The 21549-nt window shown below is 62.1% G+C and carries 29 protein-coding genes; 14 read left to right on the top strand and 15 right to left on the bottom strand.

Annotated elements, in window-relative coordinates:
* Window positions 1-813 (bottom strand): VOC family protein, encoded by an 813-nt coding sequence (locus NKH23_RS11170; protein ID WP_352714681.1) that lies wholly within the window; start codon window positions 811-813, stop codon window positions 1-3.
* Window positions 814-1084: 271 nt separating this feature from the next.
* Between NKH23_RS11170 and NKH23_RS11165 the strand changes: the two genes are divergently transcribed.
* Entirely contained in the window at window positions 1085-1633 is a 549-nt protein-coding gene (locus tag NKH23_RS11165; protein WP_352715211.1) for an RBBP9/YdeN family alpha/beta hydrolase, read from the top strand.
* On the opposite strand, the gene NKH23_RS11160 is transcribed toward NKH23_RS11165, so the two are convergent.
* A complete protein-coding gene (locus NKH23_RS11160) occupies window positions 1630-2403 on the bottom strand; it encodes an HpcH/HpaI aldolase family protein (protein ID WP_352714683.1) in 774 nt (257 codons plus the stop codon). The genes NKH23_RS11165 and NKH23_RS11160 overlap by 4 nt on opposite strands.
* A gap of 120 nt (window positions 2404-2523) precedes the next feature.
* Window positions 2524-2844 carry a DUF1476 domain-containing protein gene (locus tag NKH23_RS11155; RefSeq protein ID WP_023674726.1) on the bottom strand — a complete coding sequence of 107 codons (321 nt, stop codon included), beginning with the start codon at window positions 2842-2844 and terminating at the stop codon, window positions 2524-2526.
* A 270-nt stretch (window positions 2845-3114) separates the two neighbouring features.
* Here NKH23_RS11155 and purC point away from each other — a divergent pair, with 270 nt between their 5' ends.
* The 7 genes from purC to NKH23_RS11120 are packed head-to-tail and all read left to right on the top strand — an operon-like array spanning window position 3115 to window position 6892.
* Window positions 3115-3909 (top strand): phosphoribosylaminoimidazolesuccinocarboxamide synthase, encoded by a 795-nt coding sequence (gene purC, locus NKH23_RS11150; protein ID WP_023674725.1) that lies wholly within the window; start codon window positions 3115-3117, stop codon window positions 3907-3909.
* A 40-nt stretch (window positions 3910-3949) separates the two neighbouring features.
* Window positions 3950-4192, top strand: a complete 243-nt coding sequence (purS, locus tag NKH23_RS11145; RefSeq protein ID WP_292659850.1) for a phosphoribosylformylglycinamidine synthase subunit PurS — start codon at window positions 3950-3952, stop codon at window positions 4190-4192.
* Window positions 4193-4210: 18 nt separating this feature from the next.
* Complete coding sequence (locus NKH23_RS11140; RefSeq protein WP_352467267.1) at window positions 4211-4465, top strand: hypothetical protein; 255 nt, start codon at window positions 4211-4213, stop codon at window positions 4463-4465.
* Window positions 4462-5130 carry a phosphoribosylformylglycinamidine synthase subunit PurQ gene (gene purQ, locus NKH23_RS11135; protein WP_352714685.1) on the top strand — a complete coding sequence of 223 codons (669 nt, stop codon included), beginning with the start codon at window positions 4462-4464 and terminating at the stop codon, window positions 5128-5130. The genes NKH23_RS11140 and purQ overlap by 4 nt, the downstream gene beginning before the upstream one ends.
* Window positions 5131-5161: 31 nt before the next feature.
* Window positions 5162-5827, top strand: a complete 666-nt coding sequence (locus NKH23_RS11130; protein ID WP_352714687.1) for a glutathione S-transferase family protein — start codon at window positions 5162-5164, stop codon at window positions 5825-5827.
* Between the two features lie 2 nt (window positions 5828-5829).
* A complete protein-coding gene (locus NKH23_RS11125; protein ID WP_352714689.1) occupies window positions 5830-6240 on the top strand; it encodes a hypothetical protein in 411 nt (136 codons plus the stop codon).
* 4 nt (window positions 6241-6244) lie between these two features.
* Complete coding sequence (locus NKH23_RS11120) at window positions 6245-6892, top strand: Pr6Pr family membrane protein (protein ID WP_353034651.1); 648 nt, start codon at window positions 6245-6247, stop codon at window positions 6890-6892.
* Between the two features lie 249 nt (window positions 6893-7141).
* Here the strand turns inward: NKH23_RS11120 and NKH23_RS11115 are convergent, their stop codons facing one another.
* From NKH23_RS11115 to NKH23_RS11105, 3 genes are all read right to left on the bottom strand, one after another.
* A complete protein-coding gene (locus NKH23_RS11115; protein WP_352714693.1) occupies window positions 7142-7324 on the bottom strand; it encodes a hypothetical protein in 183 nt (60 codons plus the stop codon).
* Entirely contained in the window at window positions 7317-7568 is a 252-nt protein-coding gene (locus NKH23_RS11110; protein WP_352662547.1) for a type II toxin-antitoxin system prevent-host-death family antitoxin, read from the bottom strand. The genes NKH23_RS11115 and NKH23_RS11110 overlap by 8 nt, the downstream gene beginning before the upstream one ends.
* A 165-nt stretch (window positions 7569-7733) precedes the next feature.
* Window positions 7734-7940, bottom strand: a complete 207-nt coding sequence (locus tag NKH23_RS11105) for a DUF1127 domain-containing protein (protein ID WP_502912339.1) — start codon at window positions 7938-7940, stop codon at window positions 7734-7736.
* A 138-nt stretch (window positions 7941-8078) separates the two neighbouring features.
* Here NKH23_RS11105 and NKH23_RS11100 point away from each other — a divergent pair, with 138 nt between their 5' ends.
* From NKH23_RS11100 to NKH23_RS11090, 3 genes are all read left to right on the top strand, one after another.
* The gene (locus NKH23_RS11100) at window positions 8079-9491 is read left to right on the top strand and encodes an aminotransferase-like domain-containing protein (RefSeq protein WP_352714696.1); all 1413 of its coding nucleotides are present in this window, start codon (window positions 8079-8081) and stop codon (window positions 9489-9491) included.
* Between the two features lie 149 nt (window positions 9492-9640).
* The gene (purL, locus tag NKH23_RS11095; protein ID WP_352715214.1) at window positions 9641-11878 is read left to right on the top strand and encodes a phosphoribosylformylglycinamidine synthase subunit PurL; all 2238 of its coding nucleotides are present in this window, start codon (window positions 9641-9643) and stop codon (window positions 11876-11878) included.
* Between the two features lie 86 nt (window positions 11879-11964).
* Window positions 11965-12198, top strand: a complete 234-nt coding sequence (locus NKH23_RS11090; protein WP_023798252.1) for a BolA/IbaG family iron-sulfur metabolism protein — start codon at window positions 11965-11967, stop codon at window positions 12196-12198.
* Between the two features lie 12 nt (window positions 12199-12210).
* Here NKH23_RS11090 and NKH23_RS11085 read toward each other — a convergent pair whose 3' ends face one another.
* Complete coding sequence (locus NKH23_RS11085) at window positions 12211-13017, bottom strand: phosphodiester glycosidase family protein (protein WP_352714698.1); 807 nt, start codon at window positions 13015-13017, stop codon at window positions 12211-12213.
* A gap of 162 nt (window positions 13018-13179) precedes the next feature.
* Here NKH23_RS11085 and grxD point away from each other — a divergent pair, with 162 nt between their 5' ends.
* Window positions 13180-13515 carry a Grx4 family monothiol glutaredoxin gene (gene grxD / locus NKH23_RS11080; protein WP_023674712.1) on the top strand — a complete coding sequence of 112 codons (336 nt, stop codon included), beginning with the start codon at window positions 13180-13182 and terminating at the stop codon, window positions 13513-13515.
* Between the two features lie 190 nt (window positions 13516-13705).
* A complete protein-coding gene (locus NKH23_RS11075) occupies window positions 13706-14905 on the top strand; it encodes a multidrug effflux MFS transporter (protein WP_502908380.1) in 1200 nt (399 codons plus the stop codon).
* Between the two features lie 19 nt (window positions 14906-14924).
* Here the strand turns inward: NKH23_RS11075 and NKH23_RS34560 are convergent, their stop codons facing one another.
* From NKH23_RS34560 to rpsD, 4 genes are all read right to left on the bottom strand, one after another.
* Window positions 14925-15332 (bottom strand): UCP034077 family protein, encoded by a 408-nt coding sequence (locus tag NKH23_RS34560; RefSeq protein ID WP_352467257.1) that lies wholly within the window; start codon window positions 15330-15332, stop codon window positions 14925-14927.
* A 49-nt stretch (window positions 15333-15381) separates the two neighbouring features.
* Window positions 15382-16209 (bottom strand): inositol monophosphatase family protein, encoded by an 828-nt coding sequence (locus tag NKH23_RS11065; RefSeq protein ID WP_352714704.1) that lies wholly within the window; start codon window positions 16207-16209, stop codon window positions 15382-15384.
* Window positions 16199-17086, bottom strand: a complete 888-nt coding sequence (ttcA, locus tag NKH23_RS11060) for a tRNA 2-thiocytidine(32) synthetase TtcA (protein ID WP_352714705.1) — start codon at window positions 17084-17086, stop codon at window positions 16199-16201. The genes NKH23_RS11065 and ttcA overlap by 11 nt, the downstream gene beginning before the upstream one ends.
* A gap of 154 nt (window positions 17087-17240) precedes the next feature.
* The gene (rpsD, locus tag NKH23_RS11055; protein ID WP_023717376.1) at window positions 17241-17858 is read right to left on the bottom strand and encodes a 30S ribosomal protein S4; all 618 of its coding nucleotides are present in this window, start codon (window positions 17856-17858) and stop codon (window positions 17241-17243) included.
* Window positions 17859-18238: 380 nt separating this feature from the next.
* On the opposite strand from rpsD, the gene NKH23_RS11050 reads away from it, so the two are divergent.
* Entirely contained in the window at window positions 18239-18451 is a 213-nt protein-coding gene (locus NKH23_RS11050; protein ID WP_352714707.1) for a hypothetical protein, read from the top strand.
* Between the two features lie 91 nt (window positions 18452-18542).
* Here the strand turns inward: NKH23_RS11050 and NKH23_RS11045 are convergent, their stop codons facing one another.
* The 4 genes from NKH23_RS11045 to NKH23_RS11030 all read right to left on the bottom strand — a co-directional run bounded on the left by NKH23_RS11045 (window position 18543) and on the right by NKH23_RS11030 (window position 21367).
* Window positions 18543-18731 (bottom strand): DUF3008 family protein, encoded by a 189-nt coding sequence (locus tag NKH23_RS11045; protein ID WP_023674705.1) that lies wholly within the window; start codon window positions 18729-18731, stop codon window positions 18543-18545.
* A 76-nt stretch (window positions 18732-18807) separates the two neighbouring features.
* On the bottom strand, window positions 18808-19620 hold the full coding sequence (gene murI / locus NKH23_RS11040; RefSeq protein WP_352910830.1) for a glutamate racemase: 813 nt from the start codon (window positions 19618-19620) through the stop codon (window positions 18808-18810).
* A 156-nt stretch (window positions 19621-19776) separates the two neighbouring features.
* Entirely contained in the window at window positions 19777-20421 is a 645-nt protein-coding gene (locus NKH23_RS11035) for a DUF805 domain-containing protein (protein WP_352714711.1), read from the bottom strand.
* Between the two features lie 79 nt (window positions 20422-20500).
* Window positions 20501-21367 (bottom strand): RNA methyltransferase, encoded by an 867-nt coding sequence (locus tag NKH23_RS11030; protein WP_352714712.1) that lies wholly within the window; start codon window positions 21365-21367, stop codon window positions 20501-20503.
* Window positions 21368-21549: the final 182 nt, after the last annotated feature.

Below are 21549 nucleotides of genomic sequence, written 5' to 3'. Positions count from 1 at the left end.
CTACGCCTTACCGGGAACCGTCCTTATCACCGTGCCCCACGGATCCTCGCGGGTGGTCTCGCTTGCGGCATTGTCCGAACGCATCTCGACCCAGGCCAGGCCGGAGCGGGCGGGATCGCGGCGACCGGCGCCCGCGCTCTGCCACGCATTTGCGCCAATGTGGTGATGATAGCCGCCGGACGACAGGAATACCGCCGCGCCACCGTACTTTGCCACCGTGTCGAAACCGAACTCCTGATGCCACCATGCTTCGGCTTCTTCCGGCCTGCCAACCCGCAAATGGACGTGGCCGATAATGCTGTTTTCCGGCGCGCCCTGCCAGCCGGTGTCGCCGGCCGGCACCTCGGCAACGACCGACGGAATGTTCAGCCGCTCCGTCGCCATCGCTATCTTGTCGCCGTTCCATTTCCAATCCTGCGGGCGGCGGTCGGCATAGATCTCGATGCCGTTGCCTTCCGGGTCGGTAAGATAAAGCGCCTCGCTGACCAGATGATCGGATGCACCCTCGATGCCGATCTTGCCGGCGATGGCGTGGTTGATCCAGCGGCCGAGATCGGCACGGCTGGGTAGCAGGAAGGCGGTGTGGAAAAGACCGGCGCTGCGCGGGTCATCGGGTTTCGCGGCCGGATCCGCCTCGATGTCGAGCAAAGGGCGATTGACTGCGCCGAGCGTAATCGTGCCGCCGGCGCGGCTCAGTTCCTGCAAACCGACGACTTTGCGATAGTAGGCAGCGAGATTTTCTGCATCGCGCGCCCGCAAGCCGACGCGGGCAACGCTGACCGGGGTCGTCGCGGCAAAAGGCAGTTCGCTCATCAAAGTGCTCCGTTCAGGCGGCGCTCGACAAGCTTCCAACAGAGGAACCCGGCGCCATCAATCATTCTACGCCGTGTCCGTGCCAAAATCTCGGAACAGCCATTCTTTCCCGGCGACAGATCGTCGATCGCGATCGTTCACACAAGAGCGCAAGAAGCGAACATGGTGTTCACAATAGCGATCAGAACCGGGTTCGTGAGAGGCCGTTTGCGTGTCGCTGTTGAGTTCATACCCGGTTGCACCCGACAGCGCCTCTCGCTACATGCGCGCCATGAAAGTCAGGGAAGCAGATATTCTCATCGTGCCGGGCTACACCAATTCCGGCCCCGATCATTGGCAGAGCCGCTGGCAGTCGAAACTGTCGACAGCGCGCCGCGTCGAACAGACGGAATGGTCGAAGCCGGTGCGCGAGGATTGGACGGCCGGTGTCGCCAAGGCGGTTAACGAGGCCGAGCGGCCGGTCGTCATCGTCGCTCATTCGCTTGGCGTCGCAGCGGTCATCCAGGCCTTGCCTCGGTTTGAGCGGCCGGTCGCCGGCGCTTTTTTCGTGGCGCCGCCCGATGTCGCCAATCCAAAGATAAAGCCCAGGCACCTGATGACCTTCGGCCCCTATCCGCGCGACCCGCTGCCGTTTCCGTCGGTGGTGATCGCCAGCCGCAACGACCCGTTCTGCGCCTTCGGCGTCGCCGAGGACATTGCCGCGGCTTGGGGGTCGCTGTTCATCGACGCCGGCGATGCCGGCCATCTCAACGCAGATTCCGGCTTTGGCCCTTGGCCCGAAGGCTCGATGACGTTCGCGAAATTCCTGACGGATCTTTAGGAAGCGATCGAATCCCTGACGCTGTTCAGCAGGGTCTTTGCCCCAAGCGAAATCAGCGAATGCTCGGAACCCATCGCCAGCAGCCGGTAACCCATCGACACCACGCGACCGGCGATGGCCGGTTCCATCACATAGATCGCCGCATGCTTGCCGGCTTTGCGGGTGCGCTCGGCGATCGAGGCGACGGTCTCCATCATGCTCTCCAGCGTCGAACTGACGGTGGTGCCCTTCGACCAGGCGATCGAGAAATCCGAAGGGCCCAGGAAGATACCGTCGATGCCCGGCGTGTCGAGGATGCCATCGAGTGCATCAAGCGCGGCGCGCGTTTCGACCATGGCGAACGCCATGGTGCGCTGGTTGCTGTCGCGCAGCCAGTCGGCATAATCGCCCTTGCCATGGCGCGGAAAGGCATAGGTGGGGCCCCAGGAGCGCTCGCCTAGCGGCGGGTATTTCATGGCGGCGGCAAACAGCTTTGCGTCCGCCACCGAATTCACCATCGGGGCGATCACCGCCTCGGCGCCGAAGTCAAGCGCACGGCTGGCCATGTCGAAGCGGCCGACCGGAATGCGCACCAAAGCCGGCTTGTTGGCGGCCAGCACCGGCACAAGCCCGCGCAGCACGCTGTCCTCGTGATGGCCACCATGCTGCATGTCGAGCGTAACCGCGTCGAACCCTTGTCTGGCCAGTATCTCGACCGTCAAGGCATCCGGCACGCCGGACCATGCAGTGAACAGCGTCTCGTCGGCCGCAAGGCGTGACTTCAGGGACATTGGCGATTTCCTCTTTGGTTGCAGCAATTCAGCCGGAAATGACCGCAAAGGCAAAGAAAAACCGCCCGGCTAGGCCGGGCGGTCGATTGGTCCAGAATGCGATCGGAACGAGCGGAAGGATCAGGTGTTCTTGATCTGCTCGATCGCCTGCGCCATCAATTCATCCATGGTGCGGCGGATCTGATGGTCCGACTGGTCGATGCCGGCTGCATCGAAATCCTTGCGTATCTTGCGGAAAACGTCGTGATCGCCTGCTTCCTCGATGTCGCTGACGACCACTTCCCTGGCATAGGCGTCGGCATCGGCGCCTGACTTGCCGAGCTTTTCGGCAGCCCACAGGCCGAGCGCTCTGTTGCGGCGTGCCGCAGCCTTGAACCGAAGTTCCTCGTCGAATGCGAATTTGCGCTCAAAGCCCTCTTCGCGGTCTTTCATGCTGCTCATGGCATCCCTCCGTGAAATCCGATTCGTTGTGCCAATATGTGTTGCCGGAGCACAAACCAAAAGGGCGCCGGCCGGTCAATATGCTACATTGCTTGCTGCGCTGCGGCATTTCGGTCCCCGAAAGCGGTTGATTGAAAGGATTTGCCGATTGAGCAAACAGTGCGATTGGGATAGACACCGGCATTGAACCCCACCGTCGCCATCTTATTTTAGGCAGACGGACAGGAACTGGTCGCTTGCCGCCTGCCCGCAAATCCAGAGAAAAATCAGATGAAAAATCGCCGCCGCATTTATGAAGGCAAGGCCAAGATCCTTTATGAGGGACCGGAGCCTGGCACGCTGATCCAGTTCTTCAAGGACGACGCCACCGCTTTCAACAAGAAGAAGCATGAAATCGTTGATGGTAAAGGCGTGCTCAACAACCGTATTTCCGAGCACATTTTCAACCACCTCAACCGGATGGGCATTCCGACCCACTTCATCCGCCGGCTCAACATGCGCGAGCAGCTGATCAAGGAAGTCGAGATCATCCCACTCGAAGTGGTGGTGCGCAACGTCGCCGCCGGCTCGCTGGCCAAACGTCTCGGCATCGAGGAAGGCACCGTGCTGCCGCGCTCGATCATCGAATTCTATTACAAGGCCGATGCGCTCGACGATCCGATGGTCTCGGAAGAGCACATCACCGCCTTCGGCTGGGCGAGCCCGCAGGAGATCGACGACGTCATGGCGCTGGCCATCCGCGTCAACGACTTCCTTTCCGGTCTGTTCATGGGTGTCGGCATCCAGCTCGTCGACTTCAAGATCGAATGCGGCCGCCTGTTCGAAGGCGACATGATGCGCATCGTCGTCGCCGACGAGATCTCGCCGGATTCCTGCCGGCTGTGGGACGTGGCGACCCAGGACAAGCTCGACAAGGACCGCTTCCGCCGCGACATGGGCGGGCTCGTTGAAGCCTATCAGGAAGTTGCCCGCCGCCTCGGCATCATGAACGAGAACGAGCCGCCGCGCCCTGCCGGACCGGTGCTCGTCGCTTCGACCGACGGTGTCAAAGGCAAGCCGCACTGACGGCTTACCCGCTCAACAGGTGAACAGGAGCATGTCCAGCGTGATCAAGGCCCGCATTACCGTAACCCTCAAGAACGGCGTGCTCGACCCACAAGGCAAGGCAATCGAGCATGCGCTTTCCGGAATGGGTTTCGGCGGCGTCGGCCAGGTGCGGCAAGGCAAGGTTTTCGATATCGAGCTTGCCGAGGGCGACAGGGCCAAGGCCGAGGCGGATCTGAAAGCCATGTGCGACAAGCTTCTGGCGAATACGGTGATTGAGAATTATAGTGTGGCCATTACCTGAGGTTGTGCCCGAGGGTAGATGACCGAGATCAATGGAAGCCTGATTTTTGAAGTCCTCAAATCCATTCAGTTGCGGCTGGACACGATGGATTTGACACTTGGCGAGGTAAAGTCCGAGTTGGGTTCGATCCGTGGTCATCTCGTCGCCACCGAGGGCGATGTGAAGAACATTTACGGCGTGCTGGCGCGGCAGGACGATCGCCTCGAACATATCGAACGCCGCCTAGAATTGCGCGAACTCGCCGAAGCCCAGAGGCCCTACGAACCAAAATGAAATCAGCCGTCGTCCTGCTCCCCGGCCTTAATCGCGACCGTGACATGATCGCGGCGCTGACCAAGATTTCCGGCACGCCGCCGGTCACCGTCTGGCAGACCGACACTGAAATCCCCGATGTCGACCTGATCGCCATTCCCGGCGGCTTTTCCTTTGGCGATTATCTGCGCTGCGGCGCTATTGCCGCGCGCATGCCGGTGATGCGGGCTGTCGCCGAAAAAGCGGCCAAGGGCGTCACGGTCATCGGCGTCTGCAACGGCTTCCAGATCCTGGTCGAGGCCGGCCTGCTGCCGGGCGCACTGATGCGCAACACCTCGCTGAAATTCGTCTGCCGGCAAGTCAAGCTGCAGATCGCCAATGCCAACACGATGTTCACCAGCCGGTATCAGCCGGGCCAGGTCATCCGCGCGCCGGTGGCGCATCATGACGGCAATTATTTTGCCGATGCCAAAACGCTGGCCCGCCTCGAAGGCGAAGGCCAGGTGGTGTTCCGCTACGCGGAAGGCACCAATCCCAACGGCTCGATCAACGACATTGCCGGCATCCTCAACGGCCGTGGCAATGTGCTCGGCCTGATGCCGCATCCCGAGAACCTGATCGAAGCGGCGCATGGCGGCAGCGACGGCCGGGCGCTGTTCGAAAGCGCGCTGGGCATCGCCGCTTGATGCATTCAATTTTCCTCCTGGAGCGACGGCCATGAAACTCTATTCGCGACCGCTGTCGCCCTATTCGTCGATCGTGCGGGCCCTGGCCTACATCAAGAACGTGCCGCTCAAGCTCATTGCACCGCCGCCGGGGTTTCCCATCCCCGAGGCATTTCGCGCCATCTCGCCGCTCAACAGGATTCCGGTGCTGATCACCGGCTCGGGCGAAACGATCGTCGAATCGGTGGTCATTGCCGAATATCTGGAGGAGCGCTTTCCCGAGCCCGCACTGCTGCCCAACGATTCGAAGGACCGGGCGCTGGTGCGCATGTTCGCCCGCATCACCGACCTCGACGTGCTCGCGCCGATGATGAAGCTGTTCGAGCTCTATTTCGTGCCGCAGCGCAACGAGGCGGAGATCAAGGCACAGTTCGCCCGATTGCATCACGGGCTTGCGGCAATCGAGGCCCGCATGGCGCATGGCCCGTTCGCGCTCGGCGACGATATCTCCTTTGCCGATGCCTGGCTGACGCCGACCCGCTTCGTCTTCAACAATTTCAGGGCGACGATCGGCCGCCCCGATTTGCTTGAGGCCTATCCGAAATTCGATGCCTACGAGCAAATCGCCTTGCAGCATCCGGCGCTGTCGCGCGTCTGGGGTGAGATGACAGACGGTCTGAAGATCTTTCTGTCCGAACTCGAGATGGGCGCCGCGTGAACATGAGACCGACGACCACGCGCCTCGCCCTCGCCGCTGCCGCCGGTCTTGTACTCGCCTCCTGCCAGTCTGGCCCGAAGAGTACGCCGGCGCCGGCGGGCAAGAGCGCGTCACTGCTTGCCATGGAACAGGTGGCGATCGCAGCCCACAAATGCTGGATCGCCAGCAAGGACCCTGCCTTCAAATCTTATCAGATGGCCAACGAACTGAATTCGTTCAGCGGCACGCCGCGCTTCCTGCTGGTGCCGGCCAAACATTATGGCGGAAAGCCGCTGCTGGTCGTGCAGGCGCAAGGCAGTTCGAGCCGCGTCGACGTGTTCGGCCCATTGATGGCGGAACCGCTCGGCACGCGCATCGGCTCGGACATTGCCCGCTGGCAGGCGGGCAATCCGGCCTGCGGCGCTGCTGCCTAGCCCAATGGGTCGGTTGCTGCAGATCACTGGTCTGGTCGTCGGCCTGGCCGGGCTCGTCCTGCAGCTCTGCATCACCGTCCCGGCGTCAATGGAAGCCGGCCGCGGTTTTGTCGGCTCGCTGGTCTTCTATTTCAGCTTCTTCACCATCCTGACCAACATCGGCGCGGTGCTCGTCCATGCCTCGTTGCTGTCGTCGACGGGTTATGCCTGGTTTCCGGCCTTTGCCGCGCCACGGATGCGGGCGGGCGTAGCCGTCGCCATAACCCTGGTCCTCATCGTTTATGCAACGGTCCTGGCGCAGCTTTGGCAGCCGCAAGGATTGTTCCTGCTCTGCGACGTTCTCCTGCACTATGTGACGCCGCTGTTGTTCGTGCTGTGGCGGCTTGTGGCGGGCGCCGACGGCTCGACGCGATGGCGCGACATCTCCTGGTGGATGATCTATCCGATCGCCTATCTGGCCTACGCATTGCTGCGGGCGCCGATCGCCGGCGAAGTGCCCTACCCGTTCCTCGACGTCTCCAAACACAGTGCGGCCAGCGTCGCGGTCTCAGCTCTGGCCATCACCGGGCTTTTTCTGATGCTGTGCATTGTGGCGGTGCTTGTGGACCACGGTGTCACGCGGATCAGGGCGGAACGCGTCCGTCCGCGATGACGATCTCCCGCCCTGGTCGCCTTTAGCGTCTTGGCACGGTTCGCGCGGCGCCCTGCACGGATCGCCGCAGCAGCTTCACCGGCGATCCGTGACATGAACTTGCGCGTGAATTGGCCAAGCGGCTTGGCATCCTCGAGCGCCCAGCTCGTCGCGAGATCATCGGTGTTGAATTCATCGACGATAACCCAGGCTGGCGTATAGAGCGTGGCGCGACGGGCCTCCGTCTCAGGAATCTCGACATAGTATGCGTCAGGGCGTGGCGGGCTGACTTGTGATCGGAATGAGCAGGGCCTGCTTGCGGCCATTCTTACCGGCAACGATCAGCATCACGCAAGTCGGCCGCGCCTTGCGTCCGCTCTCCTCGCCGCGGTCATATTTCCTTGCCCAAAGATAGGAGTAGAGAATGATCTGTCCGTGACCAAGCTCAGTCATCCCGGACATCATCTCGCGCGATTGCGTCGAGGCCGGCTAGAAGCTCGTCGCGTTCCTCGGCCGACAGATCCTCAACGCGGTGTGCCCGCTGAGCGCTGCGGCCGGTGATGCGGTCGAACTGCTCCGCCGTCAGGAGCACGAACTTTCGTTTGCCGCGCTTGGTGATGTCGACGGGACCACGGAACGCAGCCTCGACGACCTCGCCGGATTTATTGCCGAGATCTGTGAGCGTGAAACTCGCCATAGTCATCTCCTTCACACCCCGAAAATAGATGAAACAGCTGTTTTCAGCAATATCCCTATTTCATCGGATAGCGTCTAGCGAGACCTGAAGGCGAGAGGACGATCGCATCTCAGCCGTGATGAACCGTAGCTCTCAAGGCCGAATGACGACCTCGTCCAAGGACTTTCAGTCCCAGAACGGCCTGAGGCCTTCACGATGGGCATCGCAACGCGTAATGCCGATGTCCTTGAGCTGGTCGTCGGTCATCTCGAGCAGGACCAGCCGGCTGCGCCGACGATCCATTAGCCTGCCGAGCCACCTCGCGAAGGATCCGAGCGTACGCACCAGCCGACTAACATAGGTTGGCCGGCCTAACGGAGGTGCCACCTGCATCTGCAATTCAGCCGTAACGGAGCGGATTGTCTCAATTGTAGCCATTTTCTTTCTGCCAAAACTTCGGATTGTACCCGTCTCGCCGCCGATCTGATATGTATTGACTCCCATGTCGGTGCAATGTAAAAAATTGTCACCATGACAACTTGGCTTCCAGATCTTACCGTCGGTACTGGCCCGCTCTATCAGCGGCTTGCCGATTCCATCGAGACGGACATCGACCGCGGCCTGATCGGTGCAGGGGCAAAGCTGCCGCCGCAGCGTGATCTGGCATACGACATCGGCACGACCGTCGGCACCGTCGGCAGGGCCTATCAATTGCTGCGCGAGCGGGGATTGGTGAGCGGCGAGGTCGGCCGCGGAACCTATGTTCTCGCTCAACAGTCGGAGAGCGCAAAGCCGGAGTTCCTGGGGCCGGTCGAACAAGGCACGCGCTATATGGATGCGCCCGGCGACAAGCTGCGCTTCGATAGCACGGCCGCACCGGATGTCGGCCAGGGTGCCATCGTCGCCGACGTGTTGACACGCACGGCGCAAGACCATCCGCATGAGATTTCAAGCTATACTCGTGATTTCCCGGACCGCTGGTTCGAAGCCGGCAGGCGCTGGCTGTCGCGCAATTCCTTTCGCCCGGCCGCAGATGCAATCGTTCCCACGCTCGGCACCCACGCCGCGGTGATGGCAACCATTGCGGGGCTCACCGCCCCCGGCGACTATGTCGTCTTCGAGCACCTCACCTATTCACAGATTTCCCGCAGCGCCGGCCTGATCGGTCGCCGGACCGCATTGGTGGCGGCTGACGACGGGGGCATCGATCCCCAGGATTTCGAGCGCGTCTGCGCACAAAAGCATCCGAAGATGATGTTTTTGATGCCGACGGCCAAGAACCCAACGCTGATAACGCTGTCGGCATCGCGCCGCGAGGCAATCGCGCGTGTCGCCCGTCAATATAACGTCGTCCTGATCGAGGACGACCTCTATGGCGGACTGACCGACGACCCAACGCCTTTAATGGCCGAATATGCTCCCGAACGGACCATCGTTGCCGGCGGCCTGTCGAAATCGGTTGCGGCGGGTGTTCGCGGCGGTTGGCTCGCTTGCCCGCCGGCCTATCGTCACCGCATCCGGGTTGCCCACAAGATGATGACGGGCGGCTTGCCCTTTCTGCTGGCGGAGGTGGGCTGCCGGCTGGTGCTGTCCGGTCAGGCCGCCGAGATGCGCAAGCGCAGCATTGCCGAGATCGGTGCGCGCATCGCGATCGTGCGCGAGACACTCGACGGCTTCGACTTCAAGGCGCTGGACAATGTGCCGTTCGTCTGGCTCACTTTGCCCGACCCATGGCTTTCCGGCACTTTCAAACAGGCTTGCCTCGAACATGGCGTGCTCATCGACGACGAGGACGAGTTCAAGGCCGGGCGTTCCGAACAGGCCTTTCACGGCGTGCGGTTTGGCATCTCGCAGCCGCGACAGCGGGACGATATTGCGCACGGCGTCGCGGTGATCCGGCGGCTTCTGGACGAAGGCCGCGCCGGCTACGACAGCTTTTCCTGAACCGGCTTGAAACCGGCGGGTCGAGTGGCGATCTTCCGCTACTTGCGGCAAGCTGTTGCTTTCCGTCGTTTTAGTCATCCGACGGGGTGTATCGGCTGCAAAGCTTGCGATAAGACGGGACTCGATCCCAAGGACACAAATTGCCGATCATGACCATTTCCAATTCCGTGCCGATCACTCCGGAACTCATTGCAGCGCACGGGCTGAAGCCCGACGAGTACCAGCGCATCCTCGACCTGGTCGGGCGCGAGCCGAGCTTTACCGAACTCGGTATTTTTTCCGCCATGTGGAACGAGCATTGTTCCTATAAATCCTCGAAGAAATGGCTGCGCACGCTGCCGACCACCGGGCCGCAAGTCATCCAGGGCCCGGGCGAGAATGCCGGCGTGGTCGACATCGGCGATGGCGACTGCGTCGTCTTCAAGATGGAGAGCCATAACCATCCCTCCTACATCGAGCCTTATCAGGGAGCGGCGACCGGCGTCGGCGGCATCCTGCGCGATGTCTTCACCATGGGCGCGCGGCCGATCGCGGCGATGAACGCGCTGCGCTTCGGTGCGCCGGACCATCCCAAAACCAGGCACCTCGTTGCCGGCGTCGTTTCCGGCGTCGGTGGCTATGGCAATTCCTTCGGCGTGCCGACGGTCGGCGGCGAGGTCAATTTCGACGGCCGCTACAATGGCAATATCCTGGTCAATGCGTTTGCCGCGGGCCTCGCGAAGACGGACGCAATCTTTCTGTCCGAGGCCAAGGGCGTCGGCCTTCCGGTCGTCTATCTCGGCGCCAAGACGGGGCGCGATGGTGTCGGCGGCGCCACCATGGCCTCGGCTGAGTTCGACGACAAAATCGACGAGAAGCGGCCCACCGTGCAGGTTGGCGATCCGTTCACCGAAAAATGCCTGCTCGAAGCCTGCCTCGAACTGATGGCGTCCGGCGCAGTTATCGCCATCCAGGACATGGGTGCCGCCGGCCTCACCTGTTCGGCAGTCGAAATGGGCGCCAAAGGCGACCTCGGCATCGAGCTCGATCTCGACAAGGTGCCGGTGCGTGAAGAGCGCATGAGCGCCTATGAGATGATGCTTTCGGAGAGCCAGGAGCGCATGCTGATGGTGCTGCGCCCCGAAAAGGAAAAGCAGGCCGAGGCGATTTTCCACAAATGGGGCCTCGACTTTGCCATCGTCGGCAAGACCACCGACGATCTGCGCTTCCGCGTGCTGCACCAGGGCGACGAGGTCGCCAACCTGCCGATCAAGGATCTCGGCGACCAGGCGCCGGAATATGACCGTCCCTGGGTCGAGCCGAACAAGCCGGCGCCATTGGCTGGCGATACACCGCAAGCCGATGTGGCCGACGCACTGCTCAAGCTGCTGGGCGGACCGGACCTTTCCTCGCGCCGCTGGGTGTGGGAGCAGTACGATACGCTGATCCAGGGCAATTCGCTGCAGCTTCCCGGCGGCGACGCCGGTGTCGTGCGCGTCGACGGCCACCCGACCAAGGCGCTCGCCTTCTCCTCCGACGTGACGCCGCGCTATTGCGAAGCCGACCCCTACGAGGGCGGCAAGCAGGCGGTTGCGGAATGCTGGCGCAATCTGACAGCCACTGGCGCACTGCCGCTCGCGGCCACCGACAACCTAAATTTCGGCAATCCGGAACGGCCGGAGATCATGGGTCAGTTGGTCGGCGCGGTGAAAGGTATTGGCGATGCCTGCAGGGCGCTCGGCTTCCCGATCGTCTCCGGCAACGTCTCGCTCTACAATGAGACCAACGGACAAGGCATCCTGCCGACGCCAACCATCGGCGGCGTCGGGCTGATTGCCGACTGGTCGAAAATGGTGCGCATCGGCTTTGCCGCCGAAGGCCAGATGATCGTGCTGGTCGGCGCGCCGACGATGTGGGGCACGCATCTTGGCCAATCGGTCTATATGCGCGACATCCATGGCCGCGCCGACGGCCCGCCGCCGCCGGTCGATCTCGACCACGAGAAGCGGGTCGGCGACCATGTGCGGGCGCTGATCGGCTCCGGTGTCGTTACCGCGGCGCATGACGTTTCCGATGGCGGCATCGCGGTGGCGCTGGCCGAGATGGCGATGGCCTCCGGCATCGGCGCGACCATCCCCGGCCTGATCGGTACAGATCCGGTCCCGGTCTGGTTCGGCGAGGATCAGGGCCGCTATCTGCTGACGCTGTCGATCGACCCGCAGAGCGAGGCTTGGGACGCCATTCGCGAACAGCAAAGCAAGCTCGGCATTTTTGCACCGTGGATCGGCTCGACAGGCGGCAGCGAATTGAAGCTGGGCGAGGCACGTGCGATACCGGTCGGCGAATTGACCGCCGCCCACGAATCCTGGTTCCCTCGCTTCATGGCAAATGAGGTCGTGGACCCGTGATGTGATCGAGCGGGGCCCTTTCGCTGTGGTTCATCCGCCATTTCGACCATATCTATGAGATCACGACCTGAACAAGGAATCCTCACATGGCAATGGACGCCCATGATATCGAACGGCTGATCAAGGAAGGCATTCCGGACGCCAAGGTGACGATTCGCGACCTGGCCGGCGACGGCGACCATTATGCGGCCGAGGTGGTGGCCGAAAGCTTTCGCGGCAAAAGCCGCGTCCAGCAGCACCAGATGGTCTATGACGCGCTGAAGGGCAATATGGGCGGCGTGCTGCACGCGCTTGCCCTGCAGACCAGCGTGCCTGAGTGAGCTCTCTTGCAGTTACCGACTCGCGATCTTCTTACCGGTCACGGCAATGATCGGCCCGGCAGGATAGTTTCCACCAACAATCATCCTCTCGCCGTTCGACAGCGCCGAAACGACCCCGTCGAGGAAAAGCGCGTTGGGGCAGTCGAGCCCATCGCGAAACAGCCGTGCGAAGCTGCCGAGGCTGACTTCAGAGCGCGAGATCGCCAGCACGACGGTGTTTTCGTCACGCATACCGACGGCATTGCGGATATAGCGCGATGTGCCGTTCTGCTCGAAGCGAGGATGAAGCCGGTCGTCGATCACCAGCATCGGGCCGGATTGCGTGGCGAACATCACGTCCGGCCTGGCGGCGGCATAGGCGCTTGTCTCCATGACAGCCGCCTTGCCGTCCTTGCGGACCAGGAACACGCCATTCGGTTTCAGGAAGAAATTGCCTTCGCTGCCGGCGACGTTGATCGGCGCCTTCTCCCGGCCGTCTTCGACGAGAAGGCCGACTGGGGTCAGGTCTTGGTGATACATGCCGGCGTTCATGGCGAGCAGCACCGGGCGGCCCTGATCCGCCATCGCCTTGTCGAATTTGTCCAGCGAGCCGAAAGCCTTGCCGTCGAGGCCTGTGTGGAACACACCGACGTCATAGCGGCGCAGATCGATTTCGCAGACGACATAGGCGACCGCCTCGAAGCTCGCGTCGCGGCACGGCGCCGGCAATTCACCGCCGACGACAAGCGGTGGCTGTCTCGGCGACCTGGCCCACCAAATCAAGGCCAGTGCGGCGAGCAGAACGGCGAGGAGGAACCCGGCGAGATATCGTCTTTTCATCACGCCTCGGGAAAGATGGTGGCCAACGGCTTGGCCCAAGATCAGACGTTCCTTTGCGCCATTTGCATGGCAAGGCGGCAAACATCTTGTTTCGCGCAACCCATGGGTTTATTTGAAGGGTAATGTTCGAGCCTGACTCCCACAGGCATGAAAGGGTATTCCATGAGCGGCATCAACGACTACATTGACAATGAAGTGAAGGGCAACGACGTCGTTCTCTTCATGAAGGGCACGCCCGGCTTTCCGCAATGCGGATTTTCCGGCCAGGTCGTGCAGATCCTCGACTACATCGGCGCCGACTATAAGGGGGTCGACGTGCTGACGTCGGCCGAACTGCGGCAAGGTATCAAGGACTATTCCAACTGGCCGACCATCCCGCAGCTCTACGTCAAGGGCGAATTCGTCGGCGGCTGCGACATCATCCGCGAGATGTTCCAGGCGGGCGAATTGCAGACCTTCCTCGTCGAAAAGGGCGTCAGCGTCAAAGGCGCCGCCTGACTTCTGTTTCTGCGTATGAGCTTCCGACTGCGATTTTCGGGGGTCATGCGCTAAGCGCCGGGGCAGCCCCACCTTGGCAAAAAGTTCTGCCCGATGTCGGGGCCTCGGTCAGCCGGCGCATTTTCGTTTGAGGATCGGACTGGCCGTGGATCAGCAAGCACAAGCGCAGCAAAAGGCAAGCACCTTGCCTATTCCGCGCTGGGAATTCATTGCGCTGTGCGCGGCGCTGATGGCGCTCAATTCGCTGGCCATCGATATCATGCTGCCGGCACTGCAGCAGATCGGCGCCTCGCTTGGCGTCGCAAATGAAAACCACCGGCAATATGTGGTCACCGCCTATATCCTTGGCTTTGGCGGCGGACAGCTGTTCTTCGGGCCGATCTCGGACCGCTTCGGGCGCCGCGCGCCTCTTGTCGCAGGGCTGGTGATCTACGTCGTGGCGGCCGGCGGTGCGGCAATCGCCCCGTCATTCGCCACGCTTCTGCTATGCCGGGCGGTGCAAGGCATCGGCGCGGCGGCGACGCGCGTCATTGCCGTCTCGATCGTGCGCGATACGTTCGACGGAAGGCGTATGGCCGAAGTCATGTCCTTGATCTTCATGGTGTTCATGGCCATCCCGGTGGTGGCGCCCGGTATCGGCCAGTTCATCATGCTGTTTGCGACCTGGCACGTGATCTTCGTCACCATGGCAGCCGGCGCACTGATCGTGTCCGCCTGGTCGCTGCTGCGCCTGCCCGAGACGCTACACCCCGAATATCGCCGGCCGCTGACGCTGTCCTCCATCATCGGCGGCTTCCGCATCGTTCTCACCAACCGCATCGCGCTCTGCTACGCCTTCGCCAGCACCTTCATCTTCGGCGCCATGTTCGGCTTCATCGCCTCGGCCCAGCAGATCTATGTCAGCGTGTTCGATGTCGGCGAGATGTTCCCGGTCATCTTCGCGGGGGTTGCCGGCGTGCTTGCTTTTTCGAACTACCTCAACGCGCGTCTCGTCGGCCGCATCGGCATGCGCCGTCTGTCGCAAAGCGCGCTGCTGCTGTTTCTGGCCATCAGCTTTGCCTGGCTGGTCGTTTCCATCGAAATGAAGATGCCGCTCTGGCTCTTCATTACCTTCTTTGCCTGCGCCATGGTCCCGTTCGGCGCGCTCGGCGCGAACTTCAACGCGCTCGCCATGGAGCCGCTGGGTCACCTGGCCGGCACTGCATCGTCGATCCTCGGGTTCATGCAGACATTTCTTGGCGGCATCCTCGGCACGCTGATCGGCCAAGCCTTCAACGGCACGGTGACGCCGCTGGCCGCCGGGTTCTGCAGCGTGTCGGTGGCGGCGCTGCTGATGATCCTCCTGGCCGAGCGCGGCAGACTATTCCAGCCGCATAACCCGCCGGTTTAATGCACATTGCCGGGCGCGCCTAGGATGCACCCTCACTGACCGCGGTGAAGCGAGGGAACAGCGTACGTCCTGCGATTGCTCCACCCATGCTGTCCGAAACGGGCAATGGAAGAGCCTTGTCGAGCGCCTCGAGGACGGAAGCCACGAAGGCCCGGTTGAGCGAGCCATCGTCCCCTAGATGGGAGTAAGTGGCGCGCGGCTTGCCAATAAGCGTGCCGTTTCGGCGAATTGAGAACTGCAGCGTCAGGGTCATGCCCGCGGTTCCGGGCGGCGGCTTCCAACAGGCGACGATCGCGGAGAACATCTCGTCTATGGTGTCGACGGGGTCGGGACTGCGACATGCGCGTTCCCCAGATCTTGCTTCATTGACACCGGCAACCAAGGCAAGGGCAAAGGCCGTTGCAACAATTGCGGACCGAGGTTTCATTCGAGGTCTCCGGTTTCGCACAAGATTGGACAACTTTGGCAGTGAATAGTTATTCCGCCCAGAGCTCGCGGCGCAGCTCTCGCCAGCTTTCCCGGTCCGGCGCGACCAGCAGGCCACCTCCGACATGCGATGGCAGATAGGCGCTGCCATCGAAGCGCGCGGCATGGCCGCCGGCCTCCGCATGGATCAGCACGCCGGCCAGGTGGTCCCAGGGCATCAGCTTGTTGTAGACGACGAAATGGCCGTGGCCGCTGGCCAGCAGGCGGTATTCGTGGGCGGCGCAGCGATAGTTGAACTGCGATAGCGACTTGGTCTGGTTGCGCGCCAAACGTGAGCGGTCCGGCTCGGGCACATAGTGCCAAGAGACTGCACCGGTCATTTCCGACATCGGCGCGGGTTTGGCGACATGAACCTTTTCCAGATTGCCATGGGCATGGCGGATATGGCTGCCGGCGCCGCGAACGCCGATCAGCCAGTCCTTGCCGACCGGATCGTGGATGATGCCGGCGACCGTCTCGCCCTTGACCACGACGCCAAGCATGACGCCGAACAGCGGCACGCCGGAGGCGAAGTTGAAGGTGCCGTCGACCGGGTCGATGACGAAGGCGAGTTCAGCATCGCCAAGACCGTCGAGCAGCGTCGGGTCGTCGGAGCAGGCCTCCTCGCCGACAATCATTGCGTGGGGATAACGCTGGCGCAGCCTGGCGGTGATGAGCCGTTCGGCATTCACGTCGGCCTCGGTCACAAGATCGGCGGCCGAGGTCTTGCGACGGACGTCGCCCTCACTCAACCGGCGAAAGCGCGGCATGATCTCGGCGACGGCGGCGTCCGACAGAAGGTCGGCAAGCCAGTCGATCGCGCTATCGTCAAATGTCATCGGGACGCCTGGTGGTGAGGGTTTCGTTGAGGGCGGCGAAATCGAACAGCGTCCTGTCGAGCAGATGCGAGCGCCGCACATTGCTCATGGCGCGGATCATCGTATCCTTGCGGCCGGGCATGCGTTTCTCGATGTCGTCCAGCATCGCCTTCATGACGTTGCGCTGCAGGCCTTCCTGGCTACCGCACAGATCGCACGGAATGATCGGGAACTTCATGGCGCCGGCGAATTTCTCGAGATCGGCTTCCGCGCAATAGGCGAGCGGCCGCAGCACCATGACATCGCCTTCGTCGTTGAGCAGCTTCGGCGGCATGGCGGCGAGGCGCCCGCCATGGAATAGGTTCATGAAGAAGGTTTCCAGTATGTCCTCGCGGTGGTGGCCGAGCACCAGCGCCGAGCAGCCCTCCTCGCGGGCAATGCGATAGAGATGGCCGCGCCGCAGCCGCGAGCACAGCGAGCAATAGGTGCTGCCTTCGGGCAGCTTGTCGGTGACCACCGAATAGGTGTCCTGATATTCGATGCGATGCGGAATGGCATGGCTGTCGAGATAGTCGGGCAATATGTGCTTGGGAAAGTTCGGCTGGCCCTGGTCGAGATTGCAGGCCAACAGCTCGACCGGCAGCAGCCCGCGCCATTTGAGATCAAGCAGCACGGCAAGCAAGCCGTAGGAATCCTTGCCGCCCGACAGAGCGACCAGCCAACGGTCGCCGGGCCTCACCATGGAGAAATCGTCGATCGCCTGGCGTGCAAGCCGCAACAGCCGTTTGCGCAGCTTGTTGAACTCGACGGAGGACGGCACATCGGCAAACAGCGGATGAAAGCCGCCTTTGGCATCGGCGACCGGTTCAAGCGTTTCGGCGTCTGGCTGCATGTTCACGGCGCGTCGGCCCTAAAGTCCTGTTGCCGCCCGCAGTAGCGCATCGGACCGAAGATCGAAATCGATTTCGGAATCACGCCGCCGAAAAGGAACGAAAAAAGAAAAGGCCGCCTGGACGGGCGGCCTTCGGTTGTATCGCGACGAAACGCGCCGATCAGCGCGAATAGAATTCGACGACCAGGTTAGGTTCCATCTGCACGGCAAACGGAACGTCCGCCAGGCCGGGGATGCGCGTGAAGGCCGCGGTCATCTTGTTGTGGTCGGCCTCGATGTAATCGGGCACATCGCGCTCGGCCAGGCCCACCGATTCCAGCACGATGACCAGCTGCTTCGATTTCTCGCGCACTTCGATGACGTCGCCCGGCTTGCAGCGGTACGAGCCGATGTTGACGCGCTTGCCGTTGACGTTGACGTGGCCGTGATTGACGAACTGGCGCGCCGCAAAGATCGTCGGCACGAACTTGGCGCGATAGACGACCGCGTCGAGACGCGATTCGAGCAGGCCGATCAGGTTCTCCGAGGTGTCGCCCTTGCGGCGGTCCGCCTCTTCATAGACCTTGCGGAACTGCTTCTCCGAAACGTCGCCATAGTGGCCCTTCAGCTTCTGCTTGGCGCGCAGCTGTAGGCCGAAATCGGAAAGCTTGCCCTTGCGGCGCTGGCCATGCTGGCCGGGGCCGTATTCACGCTTGTTGACCGGGGACTTCGGGCGGCCCCAGATGTTTTCGCCAAGACGGCGGTCGATCTTGTACTTCGCGGATTCGCGCTTGCTCATCGCATTCCCTTTCAAAACAACACACCCGGAACCTCATGGTCCGGGTGAAGGAAACGCGCCCTCCTCTGGCCTCCGTTTTCGAGACCTGACAGGGTTTTCCACGCAACGCGACGGAAAACCCACGGGACACGTCATTTCAAACAAGACACAAGGAAAGTAAAACCGGCTTCCCAAACGTCTTGCACACATAAAGAAAACCACCGGGCATTGCGGCCCGGTGTTGGTGGGCTGGTTAAACGGAGATTTAACCGCTGTCAAGCTTCCGGCTGGCGCGAATCGCCGAACCGGATAGTGTTATGGTTGTAGAACGTGCCGGATGTGGCGGCAGGTTGCGCCAGCGGCATCAGGAAGGGACTGAAGTCAGAGGAGCTGGAATTCGCATGAAGAAGTTCTTCCTTACGTTGGTAGGAGCCGCGGTGATGGCCGGCACGATGGCGGTCGCGCCCGAGCCGGCGCAGGCCCGGCATTGGCATGGGCACAGACATCACCAGGTCTGCCGCATCGTTGTCAAGAAGAAGGTGGTGTGGCGCCACGGTTATCGCAAGGTCATCCGTTACAAAGTGCGGCGCTGCGGCTGGGGCTGGAACTGGTAATTTTTCGCCCTCGCCCGTTGAGACTTCATGGCCCGCGGCTCAGCCGCGGGCCTTTTATTGACCGGCATCCGCCGCCAGAATGGTCAGTCGATCAGTGTTTCGACTTCTTTTCCGGCAGGCCCTTGCGCTTGGTCTCGGCGAATTCCTCGAGCTGTTTTTCGCTCATGGATTTATACATTCCCTTCGACGCGCCTTTGAGCGCGCCCTTCTTGGTCTCGCCGCGCTTGGCTGACAATGCCGCGCCGGCCGCTTTCTGCTGGGCTTTTGAGGTGGCTGGCATGATGGTTTCTCCCGTTTCCGATGAGAGGAAAACGCATTGTCTGGTGCGATGTTCCCAAAGCGACAATTGCCTGCGGTCAGGATATGGCCAGGCCAAATCCCTGCATCAGCCGGCGCGTCGGAAAATCGGCGCTGTTCGAGGTGAAGAATGCAAGGTCGGCGCCTTCCGGCAGTGCCTCTCTGCGATAGCCAGCCTCGGTATCGGCAAGCAGCGACAGCGCCCGGCGTGCGATCGCCTCGGCCGGGTCGAGCCAGTCGACCGGCCAAGGTGCTGTCTTGCGCATGCGGTTGGCCAAAAAAGGATAATGAGTGCAGGCAAGCACGACGATGTCGGTGCGTAGCCCGTCATGCTCGACGAAGCACGGCGCGATCTCGGCGCGCACGGCCTCCTCGTCGACAAAACCATCGCGCATATAGGCTTCGGCCAATCCAGCCAGCCTGTCGCTGCCGACCAGGCGGACATGGCATTTCTGCGCCCATTTGCTGATCAGATCGCGCGTGTACTGGCGCTTGACGGTGCCGGGCGTCGCCAGCACCGAAACCAGGCCTGAGCGCGTGCGTTCCGCCGCCGGCTTGATGGCCGGCACGGTGCCGACGAAAGGGTGGCCGGGAAACCTCTCGCGCAAGGCATCGATGACCAGTGTCGAGGCGGTGTTACAGGCGATGACCGAAATGGCCGGCGAAAACCGGTCGAGCAGCCTGGCGAACAACTCCAGGATATGTGTTCTCAGCGCCGGCTCCTCCCAGGCGCCGAAGGGGAACGCCGCGTCGTCGGCGACATAGATGAAGCGGCGGTCAGGCATCAGGACGCGCGCCTCACGCAGCACGGTGAGGCCGCCAATGCCGGAATCGAACATCAGGATCGGACGGGCGCTCGATGGATTGGTCATTGTCATTGAGTCACTAGGGGCTGGGAATCACTAAGGACTGGGAATCACAAACGAGATCACGAGAGAAGGCCGGCCCATGCATTTTGCTTCGGCCAATGATGCATTATCCCGGCCGCTTCTATGTGGAACCATCGTGGCCTTGATGCGGCGAGCCGGTTACACAAGGCCCCGCTTGCCGAAGCCGCCGGCCCGCGGCCGGCCGGTTGCCGGAGATGCAGGTTGAGATGCAGGGCGGTTCGACGGCACCGGTGCGGCGCGCATGGCGTAGGGCGGAGCCAGGGCCGTCACGCCGGCGGCTGACCCTGAATGGGGCGCCGCGGTACCGCGCAGCGGCCCGGGCGGGTCGAAATCGTCGAAACTCAGGGATGACGCCATATCCGAAGAGCCACCGCCCGCCGGCTTGGCCGCCAAGATGACGGCCCACAGCCCGACGAGAGCGAGTCCCAGCAGGTTAAGGCTGGAATGCGAATCTTCGCCGTCGAATTTTACGACAAGAACAGTGCCGGCCTGCAGAATCGCAAACAGGGTCGAGAACACGATATACGACCAAAGGATCCAACCCGACCCTTGCGCGTCGCGGCTTCGACGCCAGGCGAAATTCGCGCGGAACAGAACGATCACCAGCGAGGTAACGAGAACGGCCGCGGCCAGCCCTTCCCTGGAAGGTCCCGGCTTCGAATTGGCCAAACCCTCGATGCCGATGGTCAGCACGACGCACAGCACAAAGGTCACGATTTCCGCAACCAGCAGAGCCACGGAATAGAAGAAAAAGCGAAGACGACCGATATCCGAGCTAAACATCCGAGGATCCATCGTTTTGAAAACCATGGATCAAACCAAATAAAATTCGGTTACTGGTAAGACAGCTGCATTCGCAAGCCTAGTCTTTGTCTTTCGCCTTGCCGGCGCGTGCCGCCGCTGCCGGAAGCCGCCTTGGATCGTCGCCGGGCGATCCGTCGCCGCGCGGCATGGCCGGCGAGAACCTGTCCAGCGATGATATTATTCCGCGCAGCACCTTGAGCTCCGGCTCGGCAAAGCCGGGGCGGGTCAGCACGGCGCGCAAATTGTCGACCATCTTCGGCTTCTTCGCTGCCGGGCGGAAATAGCCGCGCGCCTCCAGTGCACCTTCCAGATACGCAAACAGGCCGTGCAATTCTTCCTTGGCAGCCGGCAGCATTTCGGGGCCGGAGAAGTTGGTCCTGGTCTCGTCTTCCAGGCCGGACTTCATCCATTCATAGGACATCAGCAGGGCCGCCTGGGCGATGTTGAGCGAGGAGAAGGCTGGATCGACTGGGAAGGTGACGATCTCGTCGGCGAGGCCGACCTCGTCATTATAGAGGCCGAAGCGCTCGCGGCCGAACAGGATGCCGGTGCGCTGGCCGGCCCGCTGCCGCGCCCGCAGCGTCCTGCCCGCCTCGACCGGACCGCGCACCGGCTTGAAATTGTCGCGCGCGCGCGCCGTGGTGGCGAAGACGAAGTTCAAATCGCCGACTGCCGAGGCGAGGTCATCGAACACCACGACGGCATCGATGACGTGGTCGGCGCGGCTTGCGGCGGCACGCGCCTTCTCGCTCGGCCAGCCGTCGCGCGGATTGACGAGCCGCAGCTCGGCAAGGCCGAAATTGGCCATGGCGCGTGCAACCATGCCGATATTCTCGCCGAGCTGCGGCTCGACCAGGATGATCGCCGGTCCGGACGCAGGAGTTCCGGAGGCAAGAGGGTTGTCGGGATCCTGGGTGGCGGTCATGATTGTCAACGAACTGCTGTTTGCGGCATTTCGCAGTCCCCTGCCACATTCGGCGGCGAAAATGAAGCTTTCGCAAGGAATGCAGTCCCTGCGGAGCGGTTCGCCGTTTGCGCGGCCAAAAAGCCTTTGATATACGGGCCGCATCCCAGGGCCGGCAGCCGTGCGGGCAAGGCCGTTCCGTT

The organism is Mesorhizobium sp. M1328 (assembly GCF_040318075.1).
In the GTDB taxonomy this organism is placed as follows: domain Bacteria; phylum Pseudomonadota; class Alphaproteobacteria; order Rhizobiales; family Rhizobiaceae; genus Mesorhizobium.
This window is presented reverse-complemented; position numbering and strand designations above follow the sequence as displayed.